Annotated in this window: 18 protein-coding genes; 9 read left to right on the top strand and 9 right to left on the bottom strand. The window is 60.6% G+C overall.

The annotated features are described in order from the left end of the window. Positions 1–10: 10 nt before the first annotated feature. From AC1D35_RS24645 to AC1D35_RS24630, 4 genes are read right to left on the bottom strand one after another with little or no spacing between them, the layout of a single operon-like run. Positions 11–1,396, bottom strand: a complete 1,386-nt coding sequence (locus tag AC1D35_RS24645; RefSeq protein WP_477940431.1) for a 4Fe-4S binding protein — start codon at positions 1,394–1,396, stop codon at positions 11–13. Then, entirely contained in the window at positions 1,393–2,247 is an 855-nt protein-coding gene (locus AC1D35_RS24640; protein WP_477940429.1) for an FTR1 family iron permease, read from the bottom strand. Before AC1D35_RS24640 ends, AC1D35_RS24645 begins: the two co-directional genes overlap by 4 nt. Continuing rightward, on the bottom strand, positions 2,244–2,591 hold the full coding sequence (locus tag AC1D35_RS24635) for a cupredoxin domain-containing protein (RefSeq protein WP_477855608.1): 348 nt from the start codon (positions 2,589–2,591) through the stop codon (positions 2,244–2,246). Before AC1D35_RS24635 ends, AC1D35_RS24640 begins: the two co-directional genes overlap by 4 nt. Further along, positions 2,591–3,142 carry an iron transporter gene (locus AC1D35_RS24630; protein WP_477855625.1) on the bottom strand — a complete coding sequence of 184 codons (552 nt, stop codon included), beginning with the start codon at positions 3,140–3,142 and terminating at the stop codon, positions 2,591–2,593. Before AC1D35_RS24630 ends, AC1D35_RS24635 begins: the two co-directional genes overlap by 1 nt. Before the next feature lie 208 nt (positions 3,143–3,350). Between AC1D35_RS24630 and AC1D35_RS24625 the strand changes: the two genes are divergently transcribed. Then, the gene (locus tag AC1D35_RS24625) at positions 3,351–4,031 is read left to right on the top strand and encodes an NnrU family protein (RefSeq protein ID WP_113311805.1); all 681 of its coding nucleotides are present in this window, start codon (positions 3,351–3,353) and stop codon (positions 4,029–4,031) included. Here AC1D35_RS24625 and AC1D35_RS24620 read toward each other — a convergent pair. Then, positions 3,986–4,624, bottom strand: coding sequence for a UbiX family flavin prenyltransferase (locus AC1D35_RS24620; protein ID WP_113334786.1), 639 nt, complete (start codon positions 4,622–4,624; stop codon positions 3,986–3,988). The genes AC1D35_RS24625 and AC1D35_RS24620 overlap by 46 nt on opposite strands. Further along, a complete protein-coding gene (locus AC1D35_RS24615) occupies positions 4,608–6,116 on the bottom strand; it encodes a UbiD family decarboxylase (protein WP_113311807.1) in 1,509 nt (502 codons plus the stop codon). The genes AC1D35_RS24620 and AC1D35_RS24615 overlap by 17 nt, the downstream gene beginning before the upstream one ends. 101 nt (positions 6,117–6,217) lie before the next feature. On the opposite strand from AC1D35_RS24615, the gene ubiT reads away from it, so the two are divergent. The 6 genes from ubiT to AC1D35_RS24585 all read left to right on the top strand — a co-directional run bounded on the left by ubiT (position 6,218) and on the right by AC1D35_RS24585 (position 9,547). After that, a complete protein-coding gene (gene ubiT / locus AC1D35_RS24610) occupies positions 6,218–6,724 on the top strand; it encodes a ubiquinone anaerobic biosynthesis accessory factor UbiT (protein ID WP_113298857.1) in 507 nt (168 codons plus the stop codon). After that, complete coding sequence (gene ubiU / locus AC1D35_RS24605; protein ID WP_477855368.1) at positions 6,715–7,692, top strand: ubiquinone anaerobic biosynthesis protein UbiU; 978 nt, start codon at positions 6,715–6,717, stop codon at positions 7,690–7,692. The genes ubiT and ubiU overlap by 10 nt, the downstream gene beginning before the upstream one ends. 3 nt (positions 7,693–7,695) lie before the next feature. Then, positions 7,696–8,613: a ubiquinone anaerobic biosynthesis protein UbiV gene (gene ubiV, locus AC1D35_RS24600; protein WP_113298859.1), complete on the top strand. Its 918-nt coding sequence runs from the start codon at positions 7,696–7,698 to the stop codon at positions 8,611–8,613. Continuing rightward, positions 8,610–9,032, top strand: a complete 423-nt coding sequence (locus AC1D35_RS24595; RefSeq protein ID WP_477855369.1) for a hypothetical protein — start codon at positions 8,610–8,612, stop codon at positions 9,030–9,032. Before ubiV ends, AC1D35_RS24595 begins: the two co-directional genes overlap by 4 nt. Then, complete coding sequence (locus AC1D35_RS24590) at positions 9,029–9,238, top strand: hypothetical protein (protein WP_113298861.1); 210 nt, start codon at positions 9,029–9,031, stop codon at positions 9,236–9,238. The genes AC1D35_RS24595 and AC1D35_RS24590 overlap by 4 nt, the downstream gene beginning before the upstream one ends. A 126-nt stretch (positions 9,239–9,364) precedes the next feature. Beyond that, the gene (locus AC1D35_RS24585; protein ID WP_113298862.1) at positions 9,365–9,547 is read left to right on the top strand and encodes a twin-arginine translocase TatA/TatE family subunit; all 183 of its coding nucleotides are present in this window, start codon (positions 9,365–9,367) and stop codon (positions 9,545–9,547) included. Positions 9,548–9,951: 404 nt separating this feature from the next. On the opposite strand, the gene AC1D35_RS24580 is transcribed toward AC1D35_RS24585, so the two are convergent. Further along, entirely contained in the window at positions 9,952–10,164 is a 213-nt protein-coding gene (locus AC1D35_RS24580) for a hypothetical protein (protein ID WP_477940422.1), read from the bottom strand. Positions 10,165–10,424: 260 nt separating this feature from the next. On the opposite strand from AC1D35_RS24580, the gene AC1D35_RS24575 reads away from it, so the two are divergent. Next, a complete protein-coding gene (locus tag AC1D35_RS24575) occupies positions 10,425–10,988 on the top strand; it encodes a threonine transporter RhtB (RefSeq protein ID WP_477855371.1) in 564 nt (187 codons plus the stop codon). A gap of 330 nt (positions 10,989–11,318) precedes the next feature. On the opposite strand, the gene AC1D35_RS24570 is transcribed toward AC1D35_RS24575, so the two are convergent. Further along, positions 11,319–11,780 carry a hypothetical protein gene (locus AC1D35_RS24570; RefSeq protein WP_477940420.1) on the bottom strand — a complete coding sequence of 154 codons (462 nt, stop codon included), beginning with the start codon at positions 11,778–11,780 and terminating at the stop codon, positions 11,319–11,321. Positions 11,781–12,527: 747 nt separating this feature from the next. Continuing rightward, positions 12,528–13,421 (bottom strand): DUF3313 domain-containing protein, encoded by an 894-nt coding sequence (locus tag AC1D35_RS24565; protein ID WP_113298867.1) that lies wholly within the window; start codon positions 13,419–13,421, stop codon positions 12,528–12,530. Positions 13,422–13,513: 92 nt separating this feature from the next. Between AC1D35_RS24565 and AC1D35_RS24560 the strand changes: the two genes are divergently transcribed. Then, positions 13,514–13,912, top strand: a complete 399-nt coding sequence (locus tag AC1D35_RS24560; protein ID WP_477940417.1) for an amidohydrolase family protein — start codon at positions 13,514–13,516, stop codon at positions 13,910–13,912. Positions 13,913–14,206: the final 294 nt, after the last annotated feature.

The raw sequence follows: 14,206 nt of genomic DNA, 5'->3' as shown, positions 1-14,206 counted from the left end.
GCCCGCCGCGTCAACTCAGAAAGGCGGCAATCCAGGCGACCGAGAAAGACGTAATCGGAACGGCCATGATGAGTGTCGCACACATTCTGGTGGCAAGACGCGTGTCGCAGAGGGCACCGATCTGGAACACCAACACCGCGGACCAGCCGGCCGCAGCCAGAACAATACCGCCGCGAAACAGATCCGAATACGGTATGATGACGCCGTCGGAGCGCAGTTGCGAGACGGTCAACGAAAGCAGCCCGCTGAAGAGACAGGCGGAGCCAAGCGGAATGAGCGCCTGCGCCAGATGGTGGAGGAAGCGTCCCCTCATCCGAAGGATCATTGTGCATGCGGCAAGGGGAATGCCGAAGATGATCGTGGCCGCGGCGACCGAAACCGACAGAAGTACCAGAAGCGCGACGGCATCCACTGACGTCATGACATCATTCTCCAAGGGATAGTCGGTCAGGATCCACCAAGGCAGGCGCAGTGAGAGCGGCCAGGCCAAATGCAGATCGAGGCACCGTTCCACCAACCACAAGCGGATCATCCGGAAAAGGCCGCTATCAGACCAATGCAAGGCGGCTGGAACGAGCCCGAGGAGAACCGGCACGATCAGAACCGTTTCCCACGTGCTCGCAAGCCGGCCCGAGCCGTGGACGATGTCGCGGGCCGGATTGCGCCAGGAAAGCCGGATTGCTCCGCGATAACCGGAACACCGGCCGCACATGTGGCAAGCGCTGGCGCCCTGCATGGTCTTGATGGGAATGAGCGGCGCACAGTTGACAGCGTTGGATCGTCCCTGCTGTTGAGCGCCGGCGCGCCAGCCGTCGGGATCAACACGGAAATGCAGGGGCGCGATTTTCGAAACGGTGCCGAAAACGCCGTTGACGGGGCACAGAAACCGGCACCACACTCGTTTTGCCTTGCCGTAGCGGGCACCGATGATGATGGCGGCAAAGGTCGAGCCGCCAAGCAGCAGTGCGGCAGGCTTCGGATACTGGTAGATGCTTGTCAGTTGTCCGTAGACCGTGGTCGAGACGAAGGACACGACCGGCCAGCCGGACCATTTCATCCATCCCGGAATTGCCCGCCCGGCGCCGCGCTGGCTGGCAAATTCCGAAAGCGCACCTTCCGGGCATAGGATTCCGCACCAGAAGCGGCCCACCAGCGCGGTAGCGAGGATGATGAAGGGCCACCAGACGCCCCAGAAGACGAATTGTGCAAAGCGGGCGACATTGTTCCACACATAATCGGTGTGCGTGGGACGCGGCAACAAGAGCGGGACCGTGAGAAGGCACGCATAGATGACCACCATCACCCATTGAAGACGGCGGATGGCCGCCTGATAGCGGAGAAGGAGGTCGCCGAACCTCGCGACGAGCGCCTGCGCACTACTAGCAGAAGACGTCATGCCGGTGCCTTGCCGGTCAAAGGAGGCGCATAGGCGAGAGACGCAATCAGCCAGTAGAAGCCGAGGCTGAGAAGAGGAAGAAGCTCCGGACGGGCCCGGTAGCCTACGAGACCGGCGAGAAAGGCGCCGAAACCGCTGCCATCATCGAGCAGCCCGCTTGAATCCCACAACGGCCCCGTCATCGGTGAGAAAATTCCAAGCGAAATCACCTTATCGACGACAATCATCGTCAGCCCGCTTCCGAGCATCAGGAGCAGCACCTCGCTGACGCGCGACAGCACCGTCCTGGAAACCAATTTTGACCCGGCTTTGAACGCCCAGAAGCTGATTGCGGCAAGCACGAAGCCAGACAGACCTGAAGCGACGACAAAACCGGCCTGCCAGCCTTGCGAGGAAGCCATCAGTCCAAACAGGAAGACGACCGTCTCCGCACCCTCGCGGGCCACCGCAAGCGCTGCCAGCGTGGCAAGCCCGGGCCAGTTGCCTGCCTCTGCATGTCGGACGGCGCGGTCTGCGAGATCCCGTGTCTGGCCGCGCTCCATTGAACGCATCCAGAAGACCATCCTGAGCATGAGGATGGCGGCAAGAGCAGCCATGATCATCTGCAGGATATCCTCGCCATCCCCTTCAAGGACACCGGCGGCACGGCTCATGATCAATGCCAGCATCAGGGCGAGCGCGAGGCCGGCGCCTGCGCCGGCAAGGATCCAGCTGGTTGCCCGCCCGCGTGCCTCCGGTGCCGCCCTCGTAGACCAGGCCAGCAGGATTCCGACGACCAGCAGGGCTTCGAAGCTTTCCCGCCAGACCACCGAAGCGATCTCGAATATTTGCAGAGTAAGATCCGTGCTCATCGGGCAACCAGCGTTGCCGGAGGCATGTCGAGATGGAAATCATCGAAGAAGGCATAGTTCCCTTCGCTCAATGAGCGGAAGACGAGAAAACTCGATGCGCCGGGTGCGAGAACCTTCTCCTTGCGCAGCGGAATGCTTTCAAACTCGATCGGGGTCGAGCCGTCATTGTGGAGTTCAAGCTTGAAACGGGTGTTCGCAGGCACCTCGATGACCGATGGCGAGACGACGCCATTGCTGAAATGAACCTCGAAAACCGGATCTTCGTCTTCGGCGAAGGCGGTCGGACAAGGTACTATCAGCACGGCCGCAGCCAGCAGCCGCATCAACCAGCTGATGGCACGCATCAATAACCGCCCTTCTTGCCAATGCCGGCAAATACGAAGTCGAATTTCAGCGCGAAGGCGTCGGGCCAGGGAGCAACACCCGTCTCCTTATCGACGTGGCGTCCGAAAGACATCTCGCCGTGACCGCCTGGATGAACGTTGAGCTCCAGGCGATAGCGGCCAGGTCCCGACAGCTTGACATTATCGCCATAATGCGGCCCGTCGCTCGCGACCATAGGCTCAAGTGATCCGACTTGCTCCTCGCCATTGTCGAGGTTCCTGACCGTGTATTCCACATGCAGGCTGGGAAGCCAGTCGCCTTCAGCAAAGCCATTCGCATTTTCGGCGGTCGCGTGGATGTCCGCCTCCAGATGGATGTCGGAATCCGCCGCAGCACGCATCATGCCGGGCGGATCCATCTCGATCGGTTGGAGGTAGACCGCTGCGACTTCCATGCCCGCCGCGATCTGAGGTGAGCCGATCGGATATTCGGCAGCCTTCAGCGCAAGCGGCATTGCGAGGAGAGCGAGAGGAGCGGCGAATAGGCTGGCAGCGCGAAGCATGATGGCGATCCTTAAAGATGAGTATCGCCGTCACGTTTAACAGCGCGATCGCCCTGCTCTTTGCGCTGGCGCAAAGATGCGCGTTTTGGCGGCAGGCAGGTCTTTGCAGGCCGCACATGGCCGAAATCTCGTCACCGGGTCGTCCATTGCTTGACTCTGGTCAAAGTTGCGGCGGGCCGTGACCGATACATCACCTTCGACATAGGGGGATAACTAAGTGATTCAGTTCGTCAGCGCGTTTACAGTCTTTCTCATGCTGCATTCGATCCCGGCGATCCCGAACATTCGCCTTCGTATCATCCGGTCGATCGGCAAGCCGACCTATATCCTTGCCTATTCCGTTGTCTCGCTCGCGGCGCTGGTCTGGCTCTTTTCCGCGGCACTTGCGCTCGATTATGTCCCGCTGTGGGAGCTTCGCCCGTGGCATGCCGCGATGACCTTCGTGCTCGCGCCAATAGGATTTTTTCTCGTGCTTGCCGGTCTGATGAGTGCAAATGCCCTGTCCATATCGATCCGCTCGGCGGGGCCGGCCGGCGCGGTCACGCGAATCACCCGACACCCCGTGCCATGGGGATTTGCTCTCTGGGCACTCGGCCATGTCATCGCCAACGGAGACTTGCGCTCGCTCCTGCTGTTCGGGGGGCTTGGGCTTTTCGCACTCGCCGGCATTCCAATGGCCGAACGCCGGGCGAGAAAGCGTCTCGGCGCTCACTGGGAGATCTACGCCGCGCAGACGTCCGTCTGGCCCCTGGCGGCGTTTGTTTCCGGGGTCCAGCCGAGATCGGATACGGCGCTTGTGGCAGCAGCGATGGCCACGATCGCGCTGGTCGCCTGGCTGCTCCTTGCGGGCGGTCACGCCCTGCTCTTCGGCGCCGACCCGATTTCCGTCTTCGGCTGATCGAAGTCCGCCTCGCCGGACCAGGCGCTTGCCAGCGGCGCGACCGGCAGGCCCAGGAGATCGACGGCGCGACGGGAAAGGTGATCCACGATCTCCTGCACCGACTGCGGACGATTATAGAAGGCGGGAACCGGCGGCATCACGATCGCACCCATTTCCGTGACTGATGTCATGTTGCGCAGATGCCCGAGATGCAAGGGTGTCTCGCGCGTCATCAACACAAGCCGTCGCCTCTCCTTGAGTTGGACGTCGGCAGCGCGTGCCACAAGGCTTGAGGAAAGGCCGGTTGAAATCGCAGCCAGCGTGTTCATCGAGCAAGGCGCGACGATCATCCCTGCGACACGAAACGAGCCGCTGGCAATGGTCGCGCCGATGTCTGCATTGTCATAGCTTCTGTAAGCCTTCGGCAGCATCCGGTCATGGGCGTCGGCCCCGGCCTCGTGCAGAAGCGTCCGCTTGCCGCTTTGCGAGACGACGAGATGCACCCGAACGCCGAGCCCGCACAAGAGATCGAGGACGGCAAGGCCGAGAGCCGCGCCTGAGGCTCCGGTAACCGCCAGCACGACGTCGCGCTGCTCATGAAACGATGTCACGTTTGATCCTTTCCCATGTTGTTGCCGCGCGCGCCGCAATGTCTGACGGCATGCGCAGTTCGCGACCCCATTCGCGGTCGGTCTCCGGCCCGATCTTGCGGGTGGCGTCGAGGCCCATCTTCGTTCCGAGACCCGCTCGGGGCGATGCAAAATCGAGATAATCGATCGGCGTGTTTTCAAGCACCGTCAGGTCGCGCGAAGCGTCGAACCGGGTCGACACTGCCCACATCACGTCCTCCCAGCTCCTCACACCGATGTCGGCATCGACCACGATAATCAGCTTGGTGTAGTTGAACTGCGGAAGCATCGACCAGAACCCCATCATCACCCTGCGGGCCTGTCCCGGATACCGCTTGTCGATGGAGACGACCGCCATGCGGTAGGAGCAGGCCTCCGGCGGCAGCCACAGGTCGCGGATTTCGGGAAACTGTCGCCGCAGGATCGGGACGAACAGCTCTGTCATCGCCTCCCCGAGCCTGGAGGGCTCGTCCGGCGGGCGGCCGGTGTAGGTCGACAGATAAACGGGCGAGCGGCGGGTGGTGATGGCGCTCAGCCGGACGATCGGAAAGGGTTCTACGCTGTTATAATAGCCGGTGTGGTCGCCGTACGGTCCTTCGGGCGCAGTCTCGTCGATCGACACGCGTCCCTCCAGAATGATCTCGGCACAGGCCGGCACGTCGAGCGGCACGGTCAGAGCGCTGACGACCTGCGTGCGCGCGCCGCGCAGAAGACCGGCGAAGTTCAGTTCGCTCACGCCTTCGGGCAGAGGCATGACGGCGGCAAGCAGCGTTGCAGGGTCGGCGCCGATCGCGATCGCCACCGGCATGTCCTGACCGCGTCGCTGCCATTGGCGGAAGTGCTTTGCGCCACCGCGATTGGCGAGCCAGCGTATAATCAGCGAGGAGCGGTCGCGAACTTGCATCCGGTAGATGCCGACGTTGATGTCGTCCGGATCGTCGGGATCGCAGGTTATGACCAGCGGCCAGGTCACCAGGGGGGCCGGCTCGCCCGGCCAGCACCATTGGACTGGAAGCATACCGGTATCGATATCGTCTCCCCGGTAGACCACCGCCTGCGACAGGGCCGTGCGCCGATGCTTGGGCCGCATGCGACTTGCGGCCTTGATCAGGGACAATCTGCTCAAGGCGTCTGCGAGCGACTTTGGCGGAGATGGGTTTCGAAGATCGGCGAGGTCCTCCGCAAGTCGTCCGAGGCCGCCCTGCCCGACCCCGAAGCCAAGCTCTATGCGCTCCCTGGTGCCGAACAGATTGACGAGCACGGGGATAGGGCTGCGCCGTCCATCGGCGTCTATCGGTGCCCTTATGAGGAGGGCCGGCCCGTTTTCCTCAAGAACGTGCTGATGCAGGGCTGTCAGCTCGTGGACGAGCGACACGGGTTCGTCGACCGACAGAAGCAGCCGGCGCTGCTCGAGCTCGTGGATGAAGGATTGCAGGTCGGCATGACGTTTGATCTTGAGTGGATTGTTTAGCATGGGGATGCAATCGGCGAGGAAACCACTCCTGTCTTTGTCTCAAAACAAACAGGGCGAATGCGCCAGGCCCTAGGGTGCCGACCTCACGAGAAGAGGCCTCAATGCTTGCTCCATCCCGCCTGATAACTGCGGCCGGTATCGTGCCGTTGCCGATCGCGGCGCGCGCCGCATCCCTGCTGTTCCAGCAGGTTCTCAAATCCCACCCCCGGCTCTTCGACCGGCTCGGAGACTATCGATATTCGTGTTTTGGCTTTGCCCCTACCGACCTTGCCTTCGAGTTCGTGATCCGGCCCGCCGGAGGCGGTATCCGAACCTTCCGGCGTGGGCGCGCGCCGGAAGCCGACGCCAGGATCAGCGGTCCGCTGCTCCTGATGCTTGCGCTTGCCGAAGGCAGGGTCGACGGCGATGCCGTCTTCTTTGCCCGCAAGCTTATCGTGACAGGCAACATGGAAGCTGTGCTCGCGCTTCGAAATGCGCTCGATGACAGCGGAATCGATCTGGTGAAACTGGCCGGAGACATGTCGGGGCCGATTCGCCGTCCCGTAATGGGGGCACTCTCGTCCATCCGGCGCCACACACTCGAGGCCGAAGGTGCGAGATGGAACTGATATGTCCGGCCGGAACGCCGTCGTCCTTCAGAGAAGCAGTCGATGCGGGTGCAGACGCGGTTTATTGCGGCTTTCGCGACGAAACGAATGCCCGAAACTTCCCAGGTTTGAATTTTGATCTGCAGGAGCTCCGAGAGGCCGTTTCCTATGCCGGCGTCCGAGGCGTCAAGACCTTCGTGGCACTGAACACATTCATGACGGCAGGGCGGGAAGATCTCTGGTATCGCCGGGCGCAGGAAGCGACCGATGCCGGGGCCGACGCGCTGATCGTAGCCGATTTCGGGCTGATGGCACATGTTGCCGAACGTCATCCGCACCAGCGCCTGCACATCTCCGTACAGGCTTCGGCCTCCAATCCGGACGCGCTCGCCTATCTGGTCGAAAGTTTTAGCGCAGCACGCGTCGTCCTCCCCCGGACGCTGACGGTCGCCGACATTGCCCGCATCGCTCATCGCGTAGCCTGCGAGCTTGAGGTCTTCGTCTTCGGCGGCCTCTGCGTCATGGCGGAGGGGCGGTGCGCGCTGTCCTCCTATGCCACCGGAAAATCGCCCAACATGAACGGCGTCTGCTCGCCGGCAAGCCATGTCCGCTACCGGCAGGAAGGCACCGACATGGTGTCTGAATTGGGCGGGTTTACGATCAACAGGTTCTCCGAGAAGGAACCGGCCGGTTATCCGACCCTGTGCAAAGGGCGCTTCGAGATCGGCAGAAGCAAGACTTATGCCTTCGAGGATCCGGTTTCACTTGATGTCATGGATCAGTTGGACGAACTCCAGGCAGCCGGTGTCACGGCGCTGAAGGTGGAGGGGCGCCAACGCGGCAAGGCGTATATTTCGCAGGTCGTTTCGACGCTCCGTGCCACGATGGAAGCCGCCCCCAGCGAGCGTCCGGCGCTGATGGCCCGTCTCAAGGCCCTCAGCGAGGGATTGGCGACGACGCATGGCGCCTATGAGAAGCGGTGGAGGTAAAAGATGAAGCTGACACTTGGCCCGCTCCAATATCTCTGGCCGAGCGACCGATGGCGCGACTTCTACTTCGGGATCGCCGACGAGGCCCCGGTCGATGTCGTCGTCATCGGCGAGACGATCTGCTCGAAGCGCCTGCATTTCATGGAGGCTGAGCTTGCTGTTGTCATCGAGCGGTTGGAGGCAGCAGGAAAAGAGGTCCGGCTCTCGACACTGGCGCTCGTCACGCTCGATCGCGAGGCGAACTATCAAAGGGCGCTCGCTCAGGAGGAAGTCAGGCTTATCGAGGCCAATGATCTGTCTGCCCTCTATCTTCTGAAGGGCCGGCCGCACGCCGTTGGACCGTTCATCAATGTCTATAACGCCGCGACCGCACGCGTTCTGGCATCCAATGGTGCGACGATGATCTGCCTGCCGCCGGAGCTTCCAGCTTCGTCCGTGGCCGCCATTGCCAGGACCTGTCCGGATCTCGACCTGGAGGTCTTCGCCTTCGGCCGCATGCCGCTCGCCATCTCCGCACGCTGTGCTCATGCCCGTTCGAAAGGGCGAACCAAGGACAACTGCCAGTTCGTCTGCCAGGAGGATCCTGATGGCATTACAGTCAAAACCATTTCAGGTCAGCCCTTTCTTGCCCTGAATGGCGTCCAGACGCTTTCGCATACATGTCAGGCGCTTCTTGAGCCCCTCGACGAATGGACAGGATGGGGCGTCAGTTCGCTTCGACTATCGCCGCAGACCTGCGACATGGTCGAAGTATCCCGGACTTTTCGCGGGATGTTGAACGGAGAAATCGAGTCTGGGCAGGCGTTGGCGAGGTTGCGCGATCTTTATCCGGACATTCCGCTATCGAACGGGTTTCACCACGGCAAGACCGGCGCGGAATGGGTCGCGCGCCTGAGAAACGCAAAGGAAGCGACACAATGACCACGAGCCTGGCGGAAAGTGATGCTGCTGGCGACAGAAAGATCTTCTCTGCTCTGCGTCAGATAAAGGCCTTTGCAAAGGACCCGGATTGCGACTGCAGTTGTACCCTCATTATCGCGGAATTGCTCGCACGCCTGGTCCCAAGACAAAGAGCCGCCGTTGCGCAGGAGCTGTTCATGTCGGCACTGCGTCAGCGGACGAAAGTCGGAACACTCCTCGAGCTTCTGAAGGAACTCGATCAGTTCGGACCCGCCTCTGAGATCGGCGAGGTCGAGGAGGTGGCTCTGATTTTCGACGATGTGGCAAAACAGGCAAGAATGGGCTCTCTGCTTCTCAGAGCCTTCGCCGCCAACCGGCGCGACGTTGTTGACGGTCGGCAAACTTTTATCGCCAACCAGGCCGGGGAACGTCGGTCATGACTGCAGACAGCCGCCGGGACCGACATGTCGACGTGCTCGAGTTCATAAGCTGCGACGGTTCGACCGGAGGCGAGGCGCGCGCCGCACTCGAAATGTTTCTCCTGCAGACACGGCCGATCCTCACGCCGGAGCCGAATGCCGTCGAGCGACTGAACGGTCGGCGTAGGCGCGGCGACAATGAGGCGGGCGGGCATCCATATCCGTGAGTCCGCGTCCTCGGCTACCGCCGCCAGCAATTGACCGCCAGTTCACGAACATCATTGCATTTGCGCCAGATCAAGTACGGTCGAGGCGGAAGGTTTAAGCTCGTCACATGACTAGGAGTGATTGAAATGGGAAGCTTTAGCACCTGGCATTGGCTGATCGTCCTCGCCATCGTCCTCATCCTGTTTGGACGCGGCAAGATCCCCCAGCTCATGGGCGACGTCGCACATGGGATCCGGGCCTTCAAGAAGGGCATCGATGACGGGCAGGTTAGCGAGAAGGACAGGGACGGCGATGCAGATCGATCTTGATCCGGATCAATGCGTGTTCGGTCATGGTTGAACGTCCGGGGAAGCCCAAGATGGAATATTCGATCATCTCGGCCCGGTTCGACGACGCAGAAAAATGCGGTCGCGTCGGTCTTCGAACCGCTGAGCAAATCAGGTCACTGATCGTCACCCGGCGATCGCTACTAAGCGTCGCCTCGCCCCCGCGCGCGAGTGAGGCGCGGCTTTTCCAGTTTCTGCATAGCTTTTGCGAAATCGCGCTCACCTATGGCAAATGCGATCCGAGGCATGCCGGGACCCTGATCGTCACAGCAACCGACGTAAGACGTTGGCGCCGCGGTTATTCACAGTCAGAACCGCTGTGGACGTGGCAGGGTATCGACAGTACAATCACACCCGTTCCCCGCCGAATTGATCCATTGCCTGGCTTATACGCTTCGGCAGAAACGCTCGAACGCTTCGCGGGTGCATAGGTTCTGGAGATGTTCCTCGTCCTGATCGTGCGCGAGATGACGAAGCACCAGCTTGAGCAGTTCCCATTCGGTGGCGCGGTTGCGATTGAACCACGACGCCTCCGCAATATCGTCATAGATGTGGAGAACGCGCCTGGCGGTGACTGGATCGAGATCTCTCAGGAGCATGGTGGGAGGGGCCGCTTTTCGAACATGGATTACATCCCTATGGTGATGCGAGAGCTTCGCTCGTCTTCGATGAGGCAGCACAACAGGGGTGCTGATGTCTTCGCATGACGGACGAGTATCGCATGCCGTTGCTATCGCCCCTCGGCTTGCTCGTCCTTGATAAATCTCAATCTGGCCGGAGCGGTACTCGAACTGATACAGATCAAAACCGTCCGTCAGAATTCATGAGAAGGGTGGCAGACAATCAAGGACCGGATTTGATGAACCTGCCGACATTCGTTATCGCCGTCTTCACGCTGCTGATCCTTCCAGGCCCCACCAATGCGGTTCTGGCGTTGGCGTCGACAGCGCTGACTGTCTGGCGGTCTCTGTCGCTCATCGCCTCGGTGGTGCTCGCCTATCTCGCAATCATCGTTCCGGTGTCGGGCATCGCCGCCCCGCTCCTTAATGGCCATCCAGGCATCGCCTGCATCGTCAAGCTCGCTTCGGCGATATGGGTTCTCTATCTTGCGCTCAAGCTATGGGTTCCGGCACCGGCGGGCCGCCAGAACGCGCTCGGCATCGGTCAGCTCTTCGTCACCACGCTGCTCAATCCCAAGGCCATCATCATCGGCCTCACCCTTGTGCCTGCCGTCCAGGCGGGAGTGCCCGCAGCGATGGTGGCATTCGTCGGTTGCGCAACGGTGACGTCGGCAACATGGCTTGGTATTGGCGGTCTGCTTGTCGGGCGCCACGCGCAAATGCCACCTTTTGCGCGGCATTGTGGTTGCACGGTGCTGGTCGCCTTCTCCCTGACACTTGCCGTCAGCGCTCTTTGGACCTGAGACCTGTGTGAGATTTTCATGCCGGATAGCGCGGCCTTAAGACACCTATGAGCCATCGTTCACGTGGTTATGCAGCGCCGGTGACTGTCTGCTGACTTGACCTTTGGCGCGCTTTGACGGTGGGTCTCTCCGGGTCCCTAACGCGCCTTCATAAACGACCACACCGAGATAGCGCTCGCCCGTTTAGTCCCAGATATGCACAAAAATTGCGACAACCAATCATATATGACATGTCAAATTCAGGTCAGCCGTGCCGCTGACGCACGGACCCACATAAGGAATCCGCTAGCCTTCGGACCGATCATCTCGTCTCGAGTATCCTCTCCGATTTCAGCTCGCGCAGAGCTTCTTCAATGCATTCTCCACTCCCTTGCGAAGGGCAGCCGAGATCTCGGGTTCGAATGTTGTGACAACGTCACCAAACTCGCCGCCGGCCTCAATGATCTCGATCGAACTTCCGCTCATGACACAGGTGGCAAGATTGGCCTGCAGGTGAATTCGAGCCTTTGCCGAAAAACCGCCCTGGAGAGGGGCATCGTCCGATGTCCGGCAGGCGAGCGTGCCGAGTGCGCTTGCCTCGGCCAAATCTCTGTCAACCCGGATTTCAAGCGTGTCGATCCTAACGAAGTCGAGCTTATCGATGCCCAATTGGATCTTCACGCCCAAGACCGATTGCCTGACCTTCAAAGGCTTGCAGGGCTGGGCTGCCGCAATCGCTCGTTCGAGAACATTGGCGGCGGATGCCGGCGAGCTCAAGAAGGGGGTGACGACGATGACCGCTGTGAACGCCATGCACCTCAGAAGGTGCCTGGCGTTCCGGTATGTCATGGCCTGACGTCTCAGGTCGCCGGGCGAGCCTGTCAAGCCAGACACCATCTTCGAACGAATTTCAAAATGATCGACACGCATGCTCATCCTCAGGTCGAAGTGTGTCTGGCGACATCAGAATACAGCGTCCTTACGCAAAGGGAAGAATGTTGCATCAGGTCCCCAAATACCCGGCTCCAGCGTAGCGGCAGGCATCGGTTCCCAAATCTATCGCCGGAGAAACTTCGACCCAATCGCGACAAACGTGGCTGTCAGCAATGGGGAGCGAACTGTGCGATGGCACAAAACCGCCGATGTCCCGGCTGTCAGCCAGAGCAATCACCACACCCTCTCATCACAATTCTACTCGCAGCTGCCTCATCGAAGCGCGCCGGATGGTGGTTTCGTAAGGGACAAGCGCCAGGAACGCGGCCAATGCGGTCTCCTATGAAGGAGTCTCGCAGTCCGAGCGCGAACACGCAAGAACCCGTCGCCGCATAATCGTCCCTGCGACGTCTTCCCAGGTGGATCGTGTATTTGTCAACAGAGGCACGTCGCCGTTCGGTGAGATCGTCAAGGCTGGCGCTCCCGCAGGCAAACAGCAGGCGGGCAGAGCAATGCCCGGGGTCTGGCACTGTCTCCGCCCGTCCCTCGATCGGCGAGGCCGGTCGATCTCTTATGCCTGTTCCAAACCTTCGCAGAGCGACTGCGACACCCACGCTAACCCTTCCGTCAATGCGTCATTGCAGGCTTTGGCTTCCTTTCCGTCCATTGCGGCGGAGCGCCGTACTTCGAAGCGACCACCCCAAGCAGCCCGGGTGCGCGGCCGAACGCATCGCAGGCAGCATATTTCGGCTTTCCGCCGAGCCAGGACCGAGCGCGTTGTCTTGACGGAAGTGAGAGGTTCAGTCCCTTCGGTTCCTTTCCGGCGATCAGCACCCGCGAAAAATCACCGGCAAATTTTGTTGCGAGGCCATAAGCGTCCCCGACCTCGGAAACGCGGGGATTGTCCTGAATGGAGTTGGCGCCGCGTGCCCACAGCATTGCGGCATTTTGCATTCCAGTGGCGTCGAGCGCTTCGGCTTCGATCGCCAGGCCACCGAGGCCGAAGGGGAGGCGCGGCACGCTCACAGGCAAGGCAAAGCCCGAACCAACGCTGACGACGGTTGCGACCCCGGCAACGGCCTTGTTGGTCGGAACGATGTCGGCGACGACCGAACGGACGGTCAGATCTGCCGGCTGGCCGGCTGGGACCATCTGGTATTTGTCGCTTAGCGCCACGCACAGTGCCCGGTCGAGAGCGTTGGACACCAGAGACCGGTCGGCCTCGGACTTGATTTTGGACGCAGCGCTGAAGGAAAAGACAGTCGGAACGATAGCGACGGTCTTTACCCGTGCCAGTTGCTGCCCGTCGACGTAGAGCCGTTTCTTGCCGAGCGTCCCCTTCGATGGACCGAGATTCGTGTAGGAGGCCAGCGTTCCCGCCTCCTTGAGCGGCACGGCAGCACACCCGGAAACGGTTGCCGTTATCAGTAAGGCAATAAACGCCAGGAGCGATGCTCTGGACTGCTGGTTGAAAAGCGGTTGGTTGAAAAATCGACGACGTGAATGCGAATTGCTGGGCATGTTTCTCGTTGGCCTCTGGTCATGACGATGACCGGACACTCGGAGCAAACAATTGCTACACCATTACGTGGTCCACCGTTTGCTGCATTTGGATGCAGGATCGATACTTCTGTTCCCGACGAACCGCGTTCATTCCCGAATTTTCCGCAGAAGCGGATCGCATTCGGCGGCGATATAGACATTGGAAGCGCACCGAAGGAGCCCGCGGCCTGAAGCTCGATCACAAGACCGGCTCGCTGACGCCGGGCAAGGAAGCCGACATCATTCTGCTCGACGCCAATGCAATCAACGTTGCTCCGCTGAACCATGTGCCCGGCGCTGTCGTAACCCTTATGGAGCGATCGAACGTCTCGACGGTTCTTTGCGCCGGCAAGGTCCGCAAGTGGCAGGGCGCTTTGCTTGGTCACGACATTGCCAAGCTCTGGGTCGAACTGGAAGGAAGCCGCGACTATCTGATTGAAGCGGCAGGCATCAAACGACGTTATTTCTGAGCAATCCAAGCAACGAGGGGTTCTCATTTTGGTCACTCAATCGCGGGTGGGCGTCAACAGAATTGTCGACGCCGCCACTCCCTCGTCTTCCGGTGCCGGAAGCTGAATAGTCATTTAGCTGAGCGGTCAGCTCCCCTGCGGTTGGCAGGAGAGCTAACATTTCAAGCCGAAGATTGGTTCAGAACGAAAGACGCGTTCCCGATCAGCCGCCAAGTACAAATCGAGAAAATGCGAGGGAATTCTGCGCATCCTCATCCATCCTGGCTTCGTCTGCGCCGTCAGTCAGGTCTCGCC

The sequence above is a fragment of the Rhizobium sp. P1_E6 genome, from assembly GCF_056405875.1.
This window is presented reverse-complemented; position numbering and strand designations above follow the sequence as displayed.